The organism is Metabacillus sediminilitoris (genome assembly GCF_009720625.1).
In the GTDB taxonomy this organism is placed as follows: Bacteria; Bacillota; Bacilli; order Bacillales; family Bacillaceae; genus Metabacillus; species Metabacillus sediminilitoris.
Window position 1 is genome coordinate 4,531,319 of record NZ_CP046266.1, and the last position, 19,399, is coordinate 4,550,717.

Here is a 19,399-nt window from a genome sequence, read left to right on the forward strand (position 1 = left end):
ACCTAAGAAAATAATAAAAAATAATCAATATTATCCATTTGCTTTACAATGCGCTATCTGTTATGCTAAATAAGAATTATTTTTGTTCGGTCTGTAAGGAAAGAATAAGTATACTAACTTTTCACCTTTGATTTCTAATTGAGCAACTATAGTAATAAATTGTGGGAATATCCACACAGGAGGAAACAAACATGCAACAAGGTACAGTAAAATGGTTTAACGCTGATAAAGGTTTCGGTTTCATTGAAGTTGAAGGTGGAGATGATGTATTCGTACATTTCTCAGCTATCCAAGGCGAAGGATACAAATCTTTAGAAGAAGGCCAAAAAGTAACGTTTGAAGTTGAACAAGGTCAACGTGGACCTCAAGCAACTAACGTAAACAAAGCATAATTGATCAAAGGACTCTATTATAGAGTCCTTTTTATTTTTTATAATGAAAACTACACCCCACTCTATTATGAATGGGGTAAATTTTGTTTATTTGTAACATATGCTTATGTCTTCTACAGGCTGTGATATTCAATAATAAAAACACTTTTATGTTTTGTTATCCTTTCTTTATCATCCATCATTTCTCTCCATATGTTGTCTCAAGTATCTCTTTAATTTTACGTAAGTCTTTCTTATTTGCCCTTGTCATCATTGTCGACATGAAGGGAGCAAACAGCGCTGAAAAACCTGAGGGATTCCCTTTATTTCGTAAAGTCATTCGTGTTAAATTGTCCTCAATCACTTCCCATGTATAGGTAGTTTCCATTGGAAATGGCCCATCGGCTGTTCTCATGACAAGTTTTTGCCCTTTTATAAATTCGACAATTTCATATACATACGCAAGTTCTCGCCCTAAGAATTTTGCCTTAAAAGCAATACGTGAACCAATTGATAGCGGTTTTGGTGTTTGCCATTCAGCTGAATGAATATTAACATACCACTTAGGTGCATTGTCAGGATTTGCTGCGTATTCTGACACTTTGTCAAGTGAGCATCGAATATTTGTTTCTGTCATAACGTCTACCATCTACTACCTCCAGCTGATTTTTATTAATAAAATGCTAATTATATCTATTATAACCATATTTTTGAATGTTGTATTTAATTATGGGGAATGTATATAAATCAAGAATTTAACTACTATTTTTGATTTTATTCGTTTATTAATGTGCAAAAAATTTCCCGCTAACACTTTTCACAAGCTTTTTATTGAGGGTATACACACAAATAAATCAAACGATGAATATCAAAAATAACCATTCAAATCCATTGACAATTCCAATTATCCCGATTAATATAGTATGAAATAATATCTCTTATCCAGAGAGGTGGAGGAACTGGTCCTAAGAAACCTCAGCAACCACAGTTTAATCCTGTACGGTGCTAATTCCAGAAGAGCTTAGCTTTTGAAGATAAGAAAGGAGAATGTTTATGAGCATTCAAGAAGATAACGTATTAGTAAATGATTTTTTAGATTTATATCTTTATGCAGGAAAAATCGGAGATCCATTGTGGCAAGAAGAAATTATTGAAAATCTCAAGATTATTTATTATAAAAAAACAGAGCAAATTAGCTTTATTACAAGTCAAACTTCATAGACTATATAGCGGGATAATCGGCGTTTTCAGAGTAAAGACATACCCCTTTTTTCAAAAAAAATTTGAAAAAGGGGTATTTTTTTATTTATTAATCTATGAATCCTTTAAGCTTTTTCTTTCATTCCAACCATCATATTCATCATAGAGGACATCATTTCATTTCACACATCATTTATTCCATTTTCCATTCCCTCGCTTCAGTTTAATTTAGATAAAAAGATTAGAAAAGCTTGGCTTATACTATCATCCTTAGGTTATAAATTCTGATTGTAAAATAAAAAGGCGCATAAAAAGTTCATATTATGTCAGAACTCTTTAGCTCCTCCTGTAGACAAGTCAGCTATTCTCTTTATCCAAACCAATTGTATATCTACTAATAGTCTAATGTACCTCTATTACTGAGTATTAGTAAACAATTCTTAAAAAATCACATACTGTTTAGAAAATATTTTTTCAAACATTGCAGTTATATCTTTTTAAGTACTCAGTTTAATAGATAGGAGTGTAAAAAGAATTGATAAGTACAAATGAAACAGAGGTGACCCAAATTGAGTCACCTCTGTTTCTTTTTGAATTCTATTTACTTTTTAAAGAGACAAAAATGATTCTTATCTCAAAACATACTTCAATTACTCGTGGAAATTCGTACCGTCTGTTGTTGCGTTAATGACTCCAGCACGGATAACAAAATCACCGAAATGTTCGCCTGCTTCACGTTCTTTTGCATAGCGAGGCAGAAGGACTCCCAGCTCTTTTAAGATTTCGTCTTCCCCAATATTTTCGCGATACATTTTACTTAGACGGCTGCCATCGAAAGCTGCTCCAAGATACATATTGTATTTTCCTGGTGCTTTTCCGATAAAGCCAATTTCACCAAGCGCGTGTCGCGCACAACCATTTGGACATCCTGTCATACGGATTGTAATTTCTTCATTACGTAAGCCGTTTTCATCGATAATCTCATCAATTTTATCAATCAAAGTAGGTAAATAGCGTTCTGCCTCTGCCATCGCTAATCCACATGTTGGCAGGGCAACACATGCCATTGAGCTGCGACGAAGTGCAGTATAATGATTGCCATCAGTTAAACCGTATTGTTCGATAAGATCATTAATTTTTTTCTTTTGTTGTGTTGATATATTTGCAATGATTAGGTTTTGATTTGCTGTCAGACGGAAATCACCTGTATGAATTTTAGCAATTTCGCGCAAGCCTGTCATTAACTTATAATCATCATAATCAGTAACACGGCCACCTTCAACAAACAGCGTAAAATTCCATTTTCCTTTTACGCCTTTTACCCATCCGTAACGATCTCCGTTGCTGTCAAAATGAAACTGCTTCGCTTCATCAAGTTTCCAGCCAAGACGGTTTTCAAGCTCTGTTACAACTGTTTCAAGACCTAGACGATCAACTGTGTATTTAAAACGAGCATTTTTACGGACAGATCGATTTCCATAGTCGCGTTGTATCGTAATGATTTTTTCCGCAACGTCATAGATCTGCTCTGGCTTACAGAAGCCGATTACTTTGGCAAGCTGAGGATATGTCGCCTTATCACCATGAGACATCCCCATACCTCCACCGATTGCCACATTAAAACCAATTAGTTTGTTATCTTCAACAATCGCAATGAGTCCAAGATCTTGCGAATACACATCAATATCGTTTGATGGCGGTACCGCGATACCAATCTTAAATTTACGTGGCAAATAAAGCGGGCCGTACATTGGTTCAACTTCTTCTACTTCAGGTGTGCTGGCAACTTTTTCTTCATCAAGCCAAATTTCATGATAGGCTCTTGTACGTGGTAATAAATCATTACTTAGTTTTTTCGCCCATTCATATACTTCCAAATGAATATCAGATTGATAAGGGTTTGGATTACACATCACATTACGGTTTACATCACCACAAGCAGCAATTGTGTCCATAAGAGAAGCGTGGATGCCCTGAATCGTTTTCTTCATATTCCATTTTAAAATACCGTGCAGTTGGAATGTCATACGTGTTGTCAGTTTTAATGTACTGTTACCGTATTTTTGTGATAAATCATCCATAACCAGCCATTGATCTGGTGTTGCCACACCCCCTGGTAAACGAACACGTAACATGAACTGATACGCAGGTTCTAGCTTTTGCTTTTGACGCTCATTACGTAAGTCTCGGTCATCTTGTAAATAGCTGCCATGGTGTTTCATTAAACGGTTGTCATCATCTGAAATACCTGCACTAATTTGGTCAAGCATGGATTCACGAAGTGTTCCACGCAAATAGTTACTTTCTTCTTTAATGCGCTCTACATCGCTTGGAGGGCCTTCTGGCGCTTTTAATATTTCATTCCCCATGTTGAGAATAAACCCCTTTCAAGTTAAAATCAGTAAACATCTCGTTGGTAACGTTTTTGTTGTTGCATATCAGCAAGAAATTCAACCGCTTGATCACGGTTCATGCTGCCTTCTTTTTCAATAATGTCAAGTAGAGTGTTATGAACATCATGTGCCATGTTTTTCTCATCTCCACAAATGTAAACAACTGCTCCTTCTTGAAGCCATTGGAACAATTCTTTGCTATTCTCAAGCATACGGTGCTGCACATATACTTTTTCCTCTGTATCACGTGAAAATGCTACATCCATTTTCGATAACACGCCATCTTTTAACCATTTTTGCCATTCTGTCTGATAAAGGAAATCCGTAACAAAATGCTGGTCACCGAAGAATACCCATGATTTACCTTCAGCACCTATTTCTTCACGTTCCTGCATAAAGGAACGAAATGGTGCAATTCCTGTTCCTGGTCCAACCATAATGATCGGAGTATCAGGGTTCTCTGGCAGTTTAAAGTTTTGGTTATGCTGAATATAAACCGGCAGTGTGTCACCTGGCTGCAAACGTTCTGCACATAAAATCGAGCATACACCTTTTCTTTCACGTCCATGTGCATCATAGCGGACAGCACCAATTGTTACATGCACTTCTTCAGGATTTGCTTCTAGGCTGCTTGCAATCGAATAAAGTCTGGCAGGCATTTTTCTTAAAATCGATATGAATTCTTGTGCAGTTACATTCCATGGACCAAAATCGCGGACTAAATCAAGTAAATCGCGACCTTCTAAATATGCTTTTACTTTTGCTTCATTGCCCGGCGATAAAAGCTCTTGTAATTCCTCATTTTTGATTAGTTTTGCCGCCTGTTCAAGAAGGGGCTTTGTTAAATTCGTTATTTCAAAATTGGAAATGAGTGCTTCTTTAAGCGGACGAACATCTCCTTGCTTGTTGATTGTTACATTTTCTGTTGATTCTAATTTTAATTCTTCTAAAAGTATATCAACAAGTTCTGGGTCATTCTCAGGATAAATACCGAGGCTGTCTCCTGGTTGATATGTGAGACCTGATCCCTCAAGCGATATTTCAAGATGGCGCGTTTCTTTATTTGAACCACGGCCATTCAAATTAATATTCTCAAGTACCTCAGCTTTAAACGGATTTGTTCGCGAATATTCAGATTCAATTGCTTGTGTTGTAACAGCTTGTGCAATGGCTGCACTTCCACCATGTGCTTCACTAAAACCGCCTAAAACTCCTTCGATCCATTCTGAAGCCGGCTCATCAAAATCAAGATCACAATCTACGCGCTGATAAAGGCGTGTGCCTCCAAGCTCTTCAAGTCGTTTATCAAAGTCTTTACCAGTTTGACAGAAAAATTCATACGAACTGTCTCCAAGTGATAACACAGAAAAACGAAAATCTTCAAGCTTTGGTGCACGTTTTCCATGTAGGAACTCATGGAATGACAATGCGTTATCCGGCGGATCACCTTCACCATGTGTACTAACAACAATTAGAAGGTTTTTGACTTTCTTCAAATTGTTTGGCTTGAAATCACTCATTGACGATACAGTAACTTGAAAACCTTGACCTTCAAGTGTCTTAGCTGCCTTTCCAGCTAAGCTTTGTGCATTACCAGTCTGTGACCCGAACAGAATTGTTACTTCTTTTGAAATTGGATTTGCAGTGTTGTTAGCAGGAAGTCCTGCTGATGGTGCATCTGATGTAGCTGTAACAGAAACAGTTTGGGAAGCAGCCAAAAAACCGCTTAGCCAGACTTTTTGTGATTCTGTTAAAGTTGGCAATAGTTGATTAAGGAGCTCTGCTTGCTCCTGATTAAACGGACTGTTCAATACCTGAAGTTGCAACGATTATCCACCTCACATAGAAATATAAACCTTATAAACAATATGATACATATAATGACATGTTTCAACAATTCTTACTATTCACTTTTATGAAAAATTTTAATTTTATGATAGCTTCACTATTCCTATAAGTCAAGTAGGTTTTAAGTATTTCTCAAGCATATTATTTCCACCCGCTTCATTTTTTTCATAATTGGCAGTGTTTATATAAAGAATTTTTCATTACAAAAAACCCTGTAGTATTTGATTTCCACAGGGTTCAAAGACAATGAATGTCTTCTATATCATTTTATGCTTCAACGATTTGTTGTTGCTTGTAAACTTCTTTATCTAATTCACCTGTTGCTTTTCCAGTTAGTACACCAGATACCATAGCACCACTTACGTTCAATGCTGTGCGTCCCATGTCGATTAGTGGCTCAACTGAAATAACGAGGGCAGCAATTTCAATTGGAAGGTTCATCACTGATAAGACGATAAGCGCAGCAAATGTAGCACCACCACCAACTCCAGCGACACCAAATGAACTAATTGCAACTACTATGATAAGTGTAATAATGAAAGCTGGACTTGTTGGATTAATACCAACAGCCGGTGCAACCATTACAGCTAACATTGCCGGGTATATTCCCGCACAGCCATTTTGACCGATTGATAGTCCAAATGAGCCTGCAAAGTTTGCAATTCCTTCAGATACACCAAAATCCTTCGTTTGTGTTTTAATTGTTAAAGGCAATGTACCTGCACTTGAACGTGATGTAAAAGCAAATGTTAATGTTGGCATAGCTTTTTTCACATATCTAACAGGACTGAGTTTAGCAAGAGATAACAAGATAAGATGAACAATAAACATCACAATTAATGCAACATATGATGCAATGACAAATTTACCTAATTTTGCAATCGCTACATAATCACTTGTTGCTGTAACCTTTGTTATTAACGCAAAAATACCGTATGGTGTTAATCGTAGAACAAGGGTAACGATTCTCATTGTAATTGCATATAACGTATCGATAATTTTCGCAAAAAATTCTCCATGTTCTGGATCCTTACGCTTTACTCCGAGGAATGCCATTCCAACAAAGGCTGCAAATATAACAACAGCAATTGTAGATGTTGGACGAGCACCAGTTAAATCTAAGAACGGATTACTTGGAATTAATTGAAGAATTTGTTGAGGAATCGTGACATCCTGTACAGTAACAACTTTTTCTTCTAATTCCATATTACGAGTTGCTTCAGCATCACCTTGTGTTAATTGAATACCATCAAGACCAAAACCTAATGCTGATCCGATTCCAACTGCAGCAGAAATAGCTGTTGTACCAAGAAGAATTCCAATAACAAGAAAACTAATTTTCCCAATATTTTTGGTTAATTTTAACTTAGTAAATGCACCAACAATTGAAACGAATACAAGTGGCATGACAATCATTTGTAATAGTTTTACATAACCGCTACCTACAATTGTAAACCAATCTATCGTACCTATCGTTACTTCGGAAGTTGCTCCGTAGATTAATTGTATAATTACACCAAATACTAGCCCTAAACCTAATGCAGTAAAAATACGTTTAGAAAATGAAACATGTTTTTTCTGCATCATGAACAAACCCATTATAAGTAATAAAAAAATAATGATGTTAACAATAATAAGAATGGTGTTCATCATAATCTCCCTTTTTATAATATATTTAAATAACAAAACAAACTATATTACAATTATTCCAATCAGTCAAGTTGGAATTACTCTTTTTCTCGAATTAAAAATATCTTAATTCTTTCTTTTATAATTTAACAGCAATCGGATTTCTTTTTTCATACTTAAACATGTACTTAAAACCGCATTCCTTTGCCATCTCAATCGCTTCAAATAGATGAGACCCGACAGTTTCAACTGTATGAGAATCAGAACCTATCGTTAAGATTTCACCACCCAATTCTTTATATAGCTTAATAACATGAATGGATGGAAGCGATTCATTTAATTTCCCTCTTAGACCTGAGGTATTTATTTCTATACCAATATTTCTCTCAATCGCTTTTGTTAAAATAGACTCTATCAGATCTTTAACTTCATGAAATTTGAAATTTCCAACTGTCTGAATCGCATATCGTTTTAACAAATCCAGATGAGCAATAACATCAATATCTGCTTGACTTACCATATTATATACTTCAGTGAAATATTCCCGATAAGCAATAAGATTCGACTTATTCCCAAGAAAGATTCTCAGTTTATCATTATTAATATTATGTACAGAACCTAAAATAAAATCCAAATCAAGTGATTTAAACGCTTGGGTGTATTCATTTATAAGTTGATGAGGCTCGCAAATTTCTATACCAGCTTTTACGATTAATTGGCTCTCGAATTGATCTCTGCATTCCTTAATATCTTGAAAGTATTTTTCAAAATCCATATGACCATATGTAGGGACAACAGGATTAAGAGAAAAATGCTCTGTGAAACATATTTCATTCAAACCTTTATTTATTGCTTCTTTACAAACTTCTCTCATAATTGCCTTTGAATCAAATGAATGATTTGTATGATGATGATAATCCATTAAATACATATTTGCTGAGCCTTCCTTTTCCCTATTTTCACATCTAATTATATCAACAATCCGTTTTAAATAAGATATTTTTCTACTATATAATTATATAAACTGTTCAATAGGATTTTAAGGCTCTAATATGGGATTCAATTAGGGACAGGAATTCAAAAAGGCATCGATGAAGGTCTATAATACTAAATTTGTATAAGAAAAGTCCTTCATAACAGCAATGAAGGACTTTTTTTCACTAAGATTAGATGTTTTTCCAACCTATTAATAAACGATCATTCATCCGATTTTTCTGTTCTTAAATGCCCTGAACGAACGACTTTTGTTTCTAAATATTTTTTATTATATTCGGAGATATCGCCCCATAATTGTACTCGGCCTGAAAGATTTGCACCTGATTTTTCTAACGCTTCTAATTTTCTCGGGTTGTTTGTTATTAGTGTGACAGGATTCGAGCGCAGTGTTTTTAACACCTTTATAGCATCATCATAGTTGCGTGCATCGTCTACAAACCCAAGCTCTAAATTTGCTTCCACCGTGTCTAAACCTTCTTCTTGTAAGACATATGCCATTGCTTTACTGAATAAACCAATGCCTCTACCTTCATGATTTGCTAAATAAAATAACGCTCCTGAGCCATGAGTCACAATCATCTTCATTGCTTGTTTTAGTTGAAAACCACAATCACAGCGTTTACTCCCAAAAATATCGCCTGTATGACAAATACTGTGCATACGGATGAGAGCGTCATTAGAATTTTGAAAATCTCCATATACAAGCACACTTGATTGCTGCATTTCTGCTAAATTGGAAGAAGCCAAAGTTTCAATTATTTTTTCGGTGTTATATGAGCCATCCTCACAAAAATGTCCTGACATATTCTCGCAGCGCAACCAGCAATACCATTGAAACTTTGTTGTTTCTCCATCTAAATTAACAGGTAAATTTATCGGTCCCACTAAATATATAGATTTATCATCACTTTTGATTATGTTAATTTTATCGTGTAATATTGACGTCACTTTATGATTGATCATTCAATCTACCTCCTGAAGAACCCAAATATTTTATGTATGACTTTTCCCCATATCGTTTTATACTTATTGAATAATTATTATTGTACCCAATCCATACTATTATGAATCGATTATTGTTAGAATGGGTGACAAATTTCCTTCTACTTATTCACTTACCAGAAGTACACTTCTCTACCCTTTATAAGAACACATCTAAAAGGATCCGAACAAAAAATAGATTAAGCCCTACACTTATATGTGTAGGGCTCATGTTTCATTTAGATCAGACCATAACTTTACAAATATTATTTGTAAATTCAACAGGGTCATTTATCGGTAATCCTTCAATTAGAAGTGCCTGATTGTACAGTAGATTTGTGTACAAAGAAACCTTTTCTTTATCATTTGCAAATGAGTCTTTTAATGATTGGAAAACATGATGATTCACGTTAATTTCTAAAATTTTATCAGCCTTAATATTTTGGTTATCAGGCATTGCGCTCAGAATTTTTTCCATTTCGATTGTTACTTCACCTTCTGTTGCTAAACAAACTGGATGAGTTTTCAATCGTTTGGATACCCTTACATCCTTTACTTTATCCCCAAGGATTGTTTTCATATAGTCAAAAAGCTCTTTGTTTTCACTGTCTTCCTTAGAAGTACTTGTTTCATTGTCATCTGCCTCAATTCCTAAGTCCCCACTAGATACAGATTTAAATTCTTTTTCTTTATATGTCATGATCATTTTAATTGCAAATTCATCAATATCTTCAGTAAAGTATAAAATTTCAAAGCCTTTATCAGTTACTAACTCAGTTTGTGGAAGCTTTTCAATTCTTTCATAAGATTCGCCTGTAGCATAGTAAATATATTTTTGATCCTCAGGCATTCTTGCTACATATTCATCTAAGGTAACCATTTTCTTCTCTTTTGACGAATAGAACATGATTAAATCCTGTAAGACCTCTTTATTACTTCCAAAATCACTATATACCCCGTATTTTAACTGTCTTCCAAAGGATTTATAGAACTCTTCATATTTATCTCTTTCATTTTTTAATAAGCTTTGCAATTCGTTTTTGATTTTTTTATTTATATTTTTAGCGATAAGTTTCAATTGGCGATCATGCTGCAGCATTTCTCTGGAAATATTAAGGGATAAATCTTCTGAGTCAACCATTCCCTTCACAAAACTGAAATAGTCAGGAAGGAGATCAGCACATTTATTCATGATTAATACGCCATTTGAATATAACTCCAAGCCTTTTTCAAATTCCTTTGAATAATAGTCAAAAGGAGTTTTTTCTGGAATATATAAAATGGCATTATATCTGATCGTACCATCAACACTAATGTGGATATGTTTAAGCGGCTTATCAAAACCGTAATGTTTTTCATTATAAAATTTCTCGTAGTCTTCAGGAGTAAGCTCACTTTTATTCTTTCTCCAAATTGGAACCATACTATTGATCGTTTGTTCTTCCTTGTATTCCTCTAATTCATTTTCACTGCCCTCTTTCGGTCTTTGACCAGATACATCCATCTTAATTGGGTAGCGAATGAAGTCGGAGTATTTTTTGATGATTGCTTTTAAACGATATTCTTCTAAAAACTCATCATAGCTTTCATCTTCGGTGTTCTCTTTGATTTTTAAAATGATTTCAGAACCTACTGTATCTTTCTCAATTGCCTCAATTGTGTATCCATCTGCACCTGTTGATTCCCACTTATAGGCCTCATCACTACCTAATGCTTTACTAATAACAGTGACAACATCAGCAACCATAAATGCTGCATAAAAACCAACACCGAACTGACCAATAATATCATGCCCATCTTTCAATTCATTTTCAGTTTTGAATGCTAGTGAGCCGCTCTTAGCTATCGTTCCAAGATTTGTTTCAAGCTCTTCTTTCGACATGCCGATTCCAGTATCTGTGATTGTTAATGTTCTGTTTTCTTTATCAGCAGATACTTTTATGTAATAGCTATCCTTGTCAAATGTTAACGCATCATCTGTTAATGCTTTATAATAAATTTTATCAATCGCATCACTTGCATTTGATATTAACTCCCTTAAAAATACCTCACGTTGTGAATAGATGGAGTTAATCATCATTTCTAATAATCGTTTAGACTCGGCTTTAAACTCTTTTTTTGCCATATTAACCTCTCCTTTCGAAATATTAATAAAGGTAGCTTATCTAATTTTAGCACTCTCCCCTGTTGAGTGCTAATATATACATAATTTTAAATATCATATCCTTATTTTTGTGTCAATATTTTACGATACATTTTTTTTGATAATCATTTTGTTTTGGACACATGAATTAGGCGCAATTCTATTAAGAATGCGCCTGATCGATCAATATGTTAGAACATCGTTTTAATCTATTTTATGCTCTTGACGTTCATACTTTACTTCCTTTAGTAGTAAAGCTAAATTTACTTTACGATCCCACACTTTTCTTGCATTTTCCGTCATATTGGGAAAAATATATTTATCAACTATCACCTGATAATCAAGATCATCAAGTAAATTATATGTACGAATTTTTATTTTTTTGTTATCGAAGGTTTCGATGACAATATCATTGATTAAGTTTAGGGGATTTCTAATTAAATCGATATTACGGATATTTTCAATAAAAACTGTTCCTTTTTTTGTAATAATTTTACCATTTCCATCATCTGAAATTGTTAATAATGTTTTCCCTGGAATAAATCCGGGCAGGGACCAAAGTGTTAAATAAAGAAAAATAGGAAAAAAAACGATCCCCCCAAAAATATAAACAAATGAATATTTAGATTCGAAAGAAAAACCTTCTATAAGTAAGAAGAAACAGCCTATTAATCCCCCTAAAACAAATGAAGCCATCCATCCGTACATAAACTTTGAACCTTTTATTTTTATCACATTATTTTCTTGCTTAGCATTTACCAAAACTTTAGCCTCCTTAAACTGAATGAACCTTGTCATTTAATAAAAGGTTTTTAATCGATGACTCATTTGCCTTTTGGACATTGAGGTCAAGATTTTGGTCTCTTGTAACTAACCAGCATTCGGTTTTTCCTGGGATGAAAAAATAAAGATCGATAAGCTCTGGATTATTTTCTGAGTCATACTTTAAGCTAAGTAAACTATCCATTTTACCGTTCCTTATAGAGATATCCTCTAAAAACTGTACGAGACTAGTAGAATTCTTCGTTTTACTTACCCATTTCTGAACAACTGATTCTGGTAAAGATCCAGATTGACTTACGTCCTCTAAAAGGTCTTCTAATTCTTCATTTTTCAACTTAAAAAGCAGTTCACTACTTTTGTCTAAATGATTGATAGTAAAAAACTTAGTAATGTTTAATAAAATTTCTTCTTCTTGTATTTTTGATATGTAATGAACTTGATGGTCATGCAATAATTTATGTAAAAAAACCTCTCCATTTTTTAAATGAAATGAAATACTTTCCTCTCCGTCTAAGTTAGGGTTAAATTTTGACGCCTTTACTGTTCTATCTGCATAATGTAAGGTATGAATAAATGAAGAAAACTCCTGTTTTATCTTATATTGATGATCTATTTCCATAATCATCTCTTTTGCTAACAATGAACGTGAGGCAAATTCTAGCATTAGTTTCAACTCAGAATCTTGCAATGTTGGAAAATAGGTTTCTTTAATAGAAATACCCTGTTCATATAATCCTTCACTATAAAATGAAAAAATTAGCTCCTCAATACTTAATTGAATGGTATTCATATGTCCTCCTAAATAAATGAGAATTTATCATCAAGAAAATCCTTCACTCCATCTACTAAGGAATTCGCCGTATCTTTTGCTTTTGATAACCCTTTACCTATTTGTTTCACTGTTCCTATTGGATCAGCAATTGTACTTTCAATTTGATTATTGACAAATTCCACCCCCTTATTAAAACCTTCAACAACTTTACCTGTTTTTTCTAAACCGCCTTTAATAGCTTCAAGACCATCATGTATTGGCTCTTTCAATATTAAAGCAGTTTTTTCTGCTATTCCGGCAGTTAATTTAGCAGCTTTCTCTCCAACAAGTCCACCTACAAAAGAACCTGCTGTAGCACCAATTACCGTACCCACTGGACCAGCTAAGCTTCCTAAAGCTCCACCAACTACAGCACCAGCAATGGACCCACCTGAAATAGCTACAGTATTATTAATTGCATTTCCGACAGCTTTTGCATTTTCTCGCTTTAATATCTCTGGGTTGTTTCCATATTTAGCATAGTTTTCAGAAACTTTCAGGCCCATACCGCCTACTTCCATTGCCCCTGTTAATAATACTGTACTAACAGCATTTGTTTTTGCAAATTTCGCTCCTGTTTGAACAAATGATTTAAATTTTGTCGAATCTAAGGTGTTATTACGAATCCCTCTAAAAAAAGTTTTTGAACTATCTGTATACTTAACAACATCATCTGGTAAATATTTCGCAACCTTTTTATGAATTAAATCTGAAAATGGTTTATCCTTATATTTATTCATTAAATATGTAGGATTTAACATAGCTCTTGCTACATTTTTTAGTTTAGAATTATCAACTACATCGGAAAATTTACTTAATGCAGTCATATGTCTATAAATATATACATCATCGGCACTTTTCATAAATTGAGTAAATCCTAGACCGTAAAATGCAAGTTGTTTTGATGCCAACGCCCCCATAGCTGTTAATGCACCATATTTTTCATGCAATTTATACAGTTTTCCGACTAGGTTATCAGCATCAGCAAATTTATTTGCTGTCATTCGAAGGTCGATCTCCATTTCACTCAGGAGGTCAGCTAATCGGTTTCCTGTTCCCCATGGATCACCTACTTGATAAAAACAATGACTGTATTCTGCCGGAGCACTGCTAATTAGACTGACGAGATCCATATGAAGATTCTTATATTCTTCCTCAATTGTTGATAACTGTAAGACTATGTCATTTGCTAAGTCTTCTAGTTTATTTGGATCGACAGATATTTTATTTCCCACCTAAATCAACCTCTTTTTTTCTTTTATTCTTCTCATTAAATTCTAGTAAAAAAGTGATAGCTAACTATATTAATCTGTAAAGGCAATATAAATAGATCGACACAACCCGGTACCCAGTTGTCATCCATTCCTTGCTTACCGTCATCTTCTTTTTTCTTTTTTTTATACTTATTACGAGCCATTACAAACCTCTCAATCATTTATAAATTATATATTTTTTAATAAGCTAGTCTCAAACAAGATTAATAACTTGATATGCTAAAACACTCAATTGAATCAATACAACAAAAAAATCACTGCAGCCAGGGAGTAAACTTCCATCTTTATTCTTCTTATTTTCATCTGGAAAGATCCAGCCTTCCGCTTCTAAAGTTTTACGATCCTTATTGTTTGGTTTTTGTTTCATATTACACCTCTATAAAGCTGTTTTATTTAATATTCTACTCATCCCTCATACAAGCAAGCCGCTCAAATTCTCTCTGTCTTTCAATCTCTTCCCTAACCCGATCAACTTCATTTGCAGCACTTTCTAATTCTCTGCTGATTTGATAAAGATTATCAGAATGTCTTTGAAATAGAACAGCTGCTTCATCAAGAACAGAGTCAAATTTATTTCGGGCCTCACCTGTCCATGTCGCAGTATTTGTATGGACACTTTGCATGAGCTTAGACTCATCTATCTTTAATGATTCAGAAGATTCTTGGAATACTTTTGCTAAGGCTCTAACTTTCTCCGAATTCATATGATCACCTCATTATTGGGAATTATATATGAGTCGATTTGTTCAAACACTCATTATTACTATTTTTCAATCAGATTAAAGCTAAGGAAATATTACTATAATTACCAAACCATTTCCATAAGTCTACAGTACGGAAATTCGTAATGTGTATAGGTATAACGTCTACTTTTTAGCATGAATAAAAAAACTGCCTCACAGTCATGATGAAATGACTTTAAAGGCAGCTCATTTATTAATCCATTCCATTCATTTTTCAACTTTTCTTTCATTTTATCAAAACGGTCCAACGTAGTTTTTACCATGACCAACAAGATTGTTGAGGTAAATATGTTGAGGAAAAAAATTTGTTACTTACTGGCTCTAATAATCAAATAATCGTTTGTTGTTTTCATTCTAACTATTTCACCTTTTAATGCTTTTGCAATGTCGGCTGTCATTTCTTTTTGTTCCTCTTCATTATGTGCTAATAATGATAATTGTTTACCGCCTAGAATTCTGTCCTTATCCAACGTAATAAGTGCTAAGATATCATAATTAGGATTAACATTCGATTCCCGTCCCATTCATTACCATCCTTTCAGCTTTGTTTTCATCACGGATTTTGTCTTTTTAACACTTTCTAATAAAGGACATTTTTTGACCACTTCAATAAACGCGTCTATATCTTTTTTTATCGGGACTAGAGCAATAACTACTCTTCCGTTTTCAAAGTCTCTCCTAGTAAATTGATAACGTTTTAGACCTAAGCTTCTTGTTGCTTCAAAGAGTGCAGCCTGTCGTTGGCCAAAATTATCCAAATTTATTCGGAAAATATCTTTATTTGGATAGATGACAATGGCCATCCCCTCGTCTTTAAACATTTTTTGCGCTTCGTCACTTCCTAATTGATTACTGACAAACATTCCATCAACATAAAGTTCAGATCCTATTACTTCAATAGTACCTTCTTTCACTTCAGCAATATCACCAATCGTTTTTCCTTTAGATATTCTAACTAATAAAAACAAAATAATAAGACCTACTGCAGCCCCAATTGAGATCCCGATCCATCCCTTTATTGGAACTAGTTTAATTGTGATAGATGTAACTAAAGCTACAACTAGGGAAAAATAGTTTCTTGCTTCAAAGGTTTTTGCAATGCCATCGATATAGGCTTTTCCTCGGAAAGTGAATTCAGTTTCCTCTAAGTCAGTTAAACTTTCTTTTTCCATTTTACGTACATCCCGAAACTGCTGGATAGCTATTGTTAGAAAGGTTACGGCTATAAAGTTTTTAACTAATAATGCTGGTAGAGCTACCGCACCTAATGCCGAAGCAATAAAGCCTGTTATAAGATGAATTAAATATCCATTTGGATAGCTTGGATACTGACGAAAATCCTCTTTCAATGTAATAATACGAGCAAATGTACCGATAATAATAGCTGTAATAATAACCCTTAAATCAGCTGATTCTAACAATTCATTTCCTTCCATATAAACCCCTTCATTTTTTTGTCATTCTAGAAGTTTTGACAAAACATATGAGAAGCATTCATTTTATTCTAATTCTGTTTTCGCAAACTTTGTTGCTATTTACCTAGTAGTGCGGTGTGGTTGATTGCAGCGAGAGATGCTCGCTTTCCGCGGGGCAGGCGTGCAAAAAGGCAAACTAGCTTTCATTGTTAAAAAAGGGTTGTTTTAAAGTATCCACAGATCATCTTTTTATCGTTGTTGTCATACATTAAGTTTTGTAAATCTAAAAGGGGGAAAAATATGCGAATTGATACAATTAAAACAGTTGAAGAAATTAAGGAAGAGCATGTTTATGACCGAACAGTTATTGTGATTGATGTCCTTAGAGCATCAAGTACAATTGTCACTGCTTTAGAAACCTGCTTCGCTTCCGTCATACCAGTTAGATCAGCAAAAGAAGCATTAGCATTACGGTCATCTAATACCATCATTGCAGGTGAGTGGCACGGTAAGCAACTTGATGGTTTTGATTATAATAATTCTCCTACTGCCCTTAAGAAAGAACGACATATTGGAAAAGACCTTGTCCTTACAACGACAAATGGGACGAAAGCTATTGAAAAAGCATCTAAAGCACATCGGCTTTTAATTGGCTGTTTTCTTAATGCAGCAGCTTGTATAAATGATGCATTGACTCAGAGCCGTGACATCACATTATATTGTGCAGGTACGCGAAATGAATTTTCTTTAGAGGATGGACTTGCAGCAGGATTAATGGTTTATTTAGCAAAGAAACAGGTACCTACAATCGAGACTTGTGATTTCTCAGTTGCAATGGAAGCCTGTTATCTTCAGCTTGAGAATCAACTATCTCCCCTTCTTTTTTCAACTACTACCGGAAAAAGATTGGTTAAAAATCATAACACAGAGGATATTGTATACTGCGGTCAAACAAACATTGTAAAGATTGTCCCAATTTTTAAAGGAAATAGAATACTTTCATTGTCCTATACATAAATCTGAATAGTAGAATATGGGACAGGGGTTGAAGGGCAATGATGATTTCTGCAGGTGAATTATCGCTTGTTATTCTTATACTAGTAGGCTTAATTGGTCGTTCACCGATTATTGCCACTGCAGCCAGCATTTTACTTGTTTTAAAATTAACTTCGCTCGAGCGATTTTTCCCGATGTTGGAACGGCGTGGTCTGGAATTAGGCCTTTTATTTTTAACGATATCTGTTTTAGTACCATTTGCCAGTGGTAAAATTTCTGGGAAAGATATTTTACTCCTCCTCTCCACACTTTCTGGAGCTGTTGCCTTAGCAGGAGGAGCGCTTGCTACATATATGAACGGAAAAGGATTGGAAATGCTTCGTGTCGAACCCCACATGATTGTCGGTCTTGTGGTTGGTTCTATTATCGGAATCGTTTTTTTACGCGGGATTCCTGTTGGCCCTCTTATGGCAGCAGCAATCACTGCCTTATTAATGAAAATCATCCACTTTTTAGCAAAAGTATTCTAATTCATTATGTTGTGGTTAACTTTTCACGTTTTTTAAAAAGCGTAGAGAGTTGTTCGTTTTTCTCTGATTCTCCTTTACTGTTTTTACTCGGCTTAATGAAAAAAAAGGCTAAAATTAACGTCACAAGGCTTAAACCTGCCATAGAAAAAAAGACAGTTTTATGAGAGATCTTCATTAACCAGCTAAATAGCGGCGGACCAAATGCTACACCAAGAAAACGAACACTACCATATAAAGATGTGATCATGCCCCGTTCTGCTTTTTCAACAGCTCCTGTAATTAAAGTGTTTAAGCATGGTAGCAAAAGTCCAGTTCCTATGCTGCCAAGTGTTAAAAACCCAATCAATAGATATATTTGTTTAAAAAAGGATACAGTTAACATAGAAGCAGTTAATAGTAATAATCCGAATATCATGATCTTTCGAATTAACGGTTTGTTCTGCTTTATTTTTGCACCGGTAATATAGGCTGTTATAACCATCCCTAATAATGGAATCGCGAGTATACAGCCTTTGATTATTCCGTCAATTTGATATTCTGATTCCAGCATTTCTGACAAATAAAATAAAACGCCAAAAAGGATAAACAAGCCGACTGATCCTACAAAAAACGCTGGAACAAGCCATTTGCCCTTTTGTTTAAATATTTGCTTTAATGCCCCAAGATACTCTGGCAAAGGCTTTCCTTGCTTTTTCTTCTTTTCCTTTACACCAATCCAAACAAAAACAGCTGTTGCAAAACAAAGAATTGGGAAAGTAAAAAACACAGCATACCAGATAATTAGAGCAATTAGTGACCCAATAATAGGTGATAAAATTTTCCCTAATCCATTTGTTGATTCAATGATACCAAGTGCTTTACTTTCCTTTGCTCCGGAATAAACATCACCAATCAAAGCCATTGCTATTGGAGAAGTTCCTGCAGCCCCAATACCTTGAATAATTCTTCCGATTAGGATGATCATATATGGTTTTTCCAGAGACCAAGCTGCAAATCCCGAAATAATTCCACCAATCCCGTAAATGATCAAAGATACGACAATAATCCACTTACGGCCGAATCGATCAGACAAATAACCAACTAAAGGGATGATTAAACCAGCTGCTAGTGAAAAAGCCGTAATTGTTAGACTTACTTGAAATTCAGATAAATTCAATTTTGATTTCATTGTTGGCAATACAGGTACCAACATAGAGTTTCCCAATACCATTACTAACGGGATAAGTGCGATAGCAAATATGTTTGCCTTTCCTTGGTTTGCTTGCATTTGCCTTCCTCCAATATAT

The 19,399-nt window shown here is 34.5% G+C and carries 20 protein-coding genes and 1 riboswitch; of the genes, 4 read left to right on the forward strand and 16 right to left on the reverse strand.

Annotation, left to right across the window (positions count from 1 at the left end):
* Positions 1-191: 191 nt before the first annotated feature.
* Entirely contained in the window at positions 192-392 is a 201-nt protein-coding gene (locus GMB29_RS21875; protein ID WP_136357302.1) for a cold-shock protein, read from the forward strand.
* Between the two features lie 178 nt (positions 393-570).
* On the opposite strand, the gene GMB29_RS21880 is transcribed toward GMB29_RS21875, so the two are convergent.
* Positions 571-1,020, reverse strand: coding sequence for an SRPBCC family protein (locus GMB29_RS21880; RefSeq protein ID WP_136357304.1), 450 nt, complete (start codon positions 1,018-1,020; stop codon positions 571-573).
* A gap of 286 nt (positions 1,021-1,306) precedes the next feature.
* A riboswitch (SAM riboswitch) is annotated at positions 1,307-1,412 on the forward strand.
* Between the two features lie 12 nt (positions 1,413-1,424).
* On the opposite strand from GMB29_RS21880, the gene GMB29_RS21885 reads away from it, so the two are divergent.
* Positions 1,425-1,592: a hypothetical protein gene (locus tag GMB29_RS21885; RefSeq protein WP_155443932.1), complete on the forward strand. Its 168-nt coding sequence runs from the start codon at positions 1,425-1,427 to the stop codon at positions 1,590-1,592.
* Between the two features lie 629 nt (positions 1,593-2,221).
* Here the strand turns inward: GMB29_RS21885 and cysI are convergent.
* The 14 genes from cysI to GMB29_RS21955 form a co-directional block, all read right to left on the reverse strand.
* Positions 2,222-3,940, reverse strand: a complete 1,719-nt coding sequence (cysI, locus tag GMB29_RS21890) for an assimilatory sulfite reductase (NADPH) hemoprotein subunit (protein ID WP_136357306.1) — start codon at positions 3,938-3,940, stop codon at positions 2,222-2,224.
* A 29-nt stretch (positions 3,941-3,969) separates the two neighbouring features.
* Positions 3,970-5,790, reverse strand: coding sequence for an assimilatory sulfite reductase (NADPH) flavoprotein subunit (locus GMB29_RS21895; protein ID WP_136357309.1), 1,821 nt, complete (start codon positions 5,788-5,790; stop codon positions 3,970-3,972).
* A gap of 289 nt (positions 5,791-6,079) precedes the next feature.
* On the reverse strand, positions 6,080-7,462 hold the full coding sequence (locus tag GMB29_RS21900; protein WP_136357310.1) for an L-cystine transporter: 1,383 nt from the start codon (positions 7,460-7,462) through the stop codon (positions 6,080-6,082).
* 118 nt (positions 7,463-7,580) lie between these two features.
* On the reverse strand, positions 7,581-8,372 hold the full coding sequence (locus tag GMB29_RS21905) for a histidinol-phosphatase HisJ family protein (protein WP_136357313.1): 792 nt from the start codon (positions 8,370-8,372) through the stop codon (positions 7,581-7,583).
* A 266-nt stretch (positions 8,373-8,638) separates the two neighbouring features.
* The gene (locus GMB29_RS21910) at positions 8,639-9,400 is read right to left on the reverse strand and encodes a GTP cyclohydrolase II (protein WP_136357315.1); all 762 of its coding nucleotides are present in this window, start codon (positions 9,398-9,400) and stop codon (positions 8,639-8,641) included.
* Between the two features lie 262 nt (positions 9,401-9,662).
* Positions 9,663-11,543, reverse strand: a complete 1,881-nt coding sequence (htpG, locus tag GMB29_RS21915) for a molecular chaperone HtpG (protein WP_136357317.1) — start codon at positions 11,541-11,543, stop codon at positions 9,663-9,665.
* 222 nt (positions 11,544-11,765) lie between these two features.
* Positions 11,766-12,323, reverse strand: a complete 558-nt coding sequence (locus tag GMB29_RS21920) for a DUF5381 family protein (RefSeq protein WP_227551402.1) — start codon at positions 12,321-12,323, stop codon at positions 11,766-11,768.
* Positions 12,324-12,336: 13 nt separating this feature from the next.
* Complete coding sequence (locus GMB29_RS21925) at positions 12,337-13,134, reverse strand: hypothetical protein (protein WP_136357321.1); 798 nt, start codon at positions 13,132-13,134, stop codon at positions 12,337-12,339.
* An 8-nt stretch (positions 13,135-13,142) separates the two neighbouring features.
* Positions 13,143-14,390, reverse strand: a complete 1,248-nt coding sequence (locus GMB29_RS21930) for a hypothetical protein (RefSeq protein WP_136357323.1) — start codon at positions 14,388-14,390, stop codon at positions 13,143-13,145.
* A gap of 35 nt (positions 14,391-14,425) precedes the next feature.
* Positions 14,426-14,572, reverse strand: a complete 147-nt coding sequence (locus GMB29_RS21935; protein ID WP_155443933.1) for a hypothetical protein — start codon at positions 14,570-14,572, stop codon at positions 14,426-14,428.
* 50 nt (positions 14,573-14,622) lie between these two features.
* Positions 14,623-14,796: a hypothetical protein gene (locus tag GMB29_RS21940; protein ID WP_155443934.1), complete on the reverse strand. Its 174-nt coding sequence runs from the start codon at positions 14,794-14,796 to the stop codon at positions 14,623-14,625.
* A 34-nt stretch (positions 14,797-14,830) separates the two neighbouring features.
* Positions 14,831-15,133, reverse strand: a complete 303-nt coding sequence (locus tag GMB29_RS21945) for a WXG100 family type VII secretion target (protein WP_136357325.1) — start codon at positions 15,131-15,133, stop codon at positions 14,831-14,833.
* Positions 15,134-15,480: 347 nt separating this feature from the next.
* Entirely contained in the window at positions 15,481-15,696 is a 216-nt protein-coding gene (locus tag GMB29_RS21950; RefSeq protein ID WP_136357326.1) for a capping complex subunit for YIEGIA, read from the reverse strand.
* A gap of 3 nt (positions 15,697-15,699) precedes the next feature.
* A complete protein-coding gene (locus GMB29_RS21955; RefSeq protein ID WP_136357328.1) occupies positions 15,700-16,608 on the reverse strand; it encodes a YIEGIA family protein in 909 nt (302 codons plus the stop codon).
* A 279-nt stretch (positions 16,609-16,887) separates the two neighbouring features.
* Between GMB29_RS21955 and GMB29_RS21960 the strand changes: the two genes are divergently transcribed.
* Together GMB29_RS21960 and GMB29_RS21965 are read left to right on the forward strand one after the other, a co-directional pair.
* Positions 16,888-17,604: a 2-phosphosulfolactate phosphatase gene (locus GMB29_RS21960; RefSeq protein WP_136357330.1), complete on the forward strand. Its 717-nt coding sequence runs from the start codon at positions 16,888-16,890 to the stop codon at positions 17,602-17,604.
* Positions 17,605-17,642: 38 nt separating this feature from the next.
* Positions 17,643-18,113 carry a DUF441 domain-containing protein gene (locus GMB29_RS21965; protein ID WP_136357332.1) on the forward strand — a complete coding sequence of 157 codons (471 nt, stop codon included), beginning with the start codon at positions 17,643-17,645 and terminating at the stop codon, positions 18,111-18,113.
* Positions 18,114-18,117: 4 nt separating this feature from the next.
* Here the strand turns inward: GMB29_RS21965 and GMB29_RS21970 are convergent, their stop codons facing one another.
* Positions 18,118-19,380 carry an MFS transporter gene (locus GMB29_RS21970; RefSeq protein ID WP_136357333.1) on the reverse strand — a complete coding sequence of 421 codons (1,263 nt, stop codon included), beginning with the start codon at positions 19,378-19,380 and terminating at the stop codon, positions 18,118-18,120.
* Positions 19,381-19,399: the final 19 nt, after the last annotated feature.

Excerpts from the sequence above, each read along its gene's own strand:
- GMB29_RS21875 (WP_136357302.1), top strand. The coding sequence starts at position 192 with ATGCAACAAGGTACAGTAAAATGGTTTAACGCTGATAAAGGTTTCGGT.
- GMB29_RS21880 (WP_136357304.1), bottom strand. The coding sequence starts at position 1,020 with ATGGTAGACGTTATGACAGAAACAAATATTCGATGCTCACTTGACAAA.
- GMB29_RS21885 (WP_155443932.1), top strand. The coding sequence starts at position 1,425 with ATGAGCATTCAAGAAGATAACGTATTAGTAAATGATTTTTTAGATTTA.
- cysI (WP_136357306.1), bottom strand. The coding sequence starts at position 3,940 with ATGGGGAATGAAATATTAAAAGCGCCAGAAGGCCCTCCAAGCGATGTA.
- GMB29_RS21900 (WP_136357310.1), bottom strand. The coding sequence starts at position 7,462 with ATGAACACCATTCTTATTATTGTTAACATCATTATTTTTTTATTACTT.
- GMB29_RS21905 (WP_136357313.1), bottom strand. The coding sequence starts at position 8,372 with ATGTATTTAATGGATTATCATCATCATACAAATCATTCATTTGATTCA.
- GMB29_RS21910 (WP_136357315.1), bottom strand. The coding sequence starts at position 9,400 with ATGATCAATCATAAAGTGACGTCAATATTACACGATAAAATTAACATA.
- htpG (WP_136357317.1), bottom strand. The coding sequence starts at position 11,543 with ATGGCAAAAAAAGAGTTTAAAGCCGAGTCTAAACGATTATTAGAAATG.
- GMB29_RS21925 (WP_136357321.1), bottom strand. The coding sequence starts at position 13,134 with ATGAATACCATTCAATTAAGTATTGAGGAGCTAATTTTTTCATTTTAT.
- GMB29_RS21935 (WP_155443933.1), bottom strand. The coding sequence starts at position 14,572 with ATGGCTCGTAATAAGTATAAAAAAAAGAAAAAAGAAGATGACGGTAAG.
- GMB29_RS21940 (WP_155443934.1), bottom strand. The coding sequence starts at position 14,796 with ATGAAACAAAAACCAAACAATAAGGATCGTAAAACTTTAGAAGCGGAA.
- GMB29_RS21945 (WP_136357325.1), bottom strand. The coding sequence starts at position 15,133 with ATGAATTCGGAGAAAGTTAGAGCCTTAGCAAAAGTATTCCAAGAATCT.
- GMB29_RS21950 (WP_136357326.1), bottom strand. The coding sequence starts at position 15,696 with ATGGGACGGGAATCGAATGTTAATCCTAATTATGATATCTTAGCACTT.
- GMB29_RS21955 (WP_136357328.1), bottom strand. The coding sequence starts at position 16,608 with ATGGAAGGAAATGAATTGTTAGAATCAGCTGATTTAAGGGTTATTATT.
- GMB29_RS21960 (WP_136357330.1), top strand. The coding sequence starts at position 16,888 with ATGCGAATTGATACAATTAAAACAGTTGAAGAAATTAAGGAAGAGCAT.
- GMB29_RS21965 (WP_136357332.1), top strand. The coding sequence starts at position 17,643 with ATGATGATTTCTGCAGGTGAATTATCGCTTGTTATTCTTATACTAGTA.
- GMB29_RS21970 (WP_136357333.1), bottom strand. The coding sequence starts at position 19,380 with ATGCAAGCAAACCAAGGAAAGGCAAACATATTTGCTATCGCACTTATC.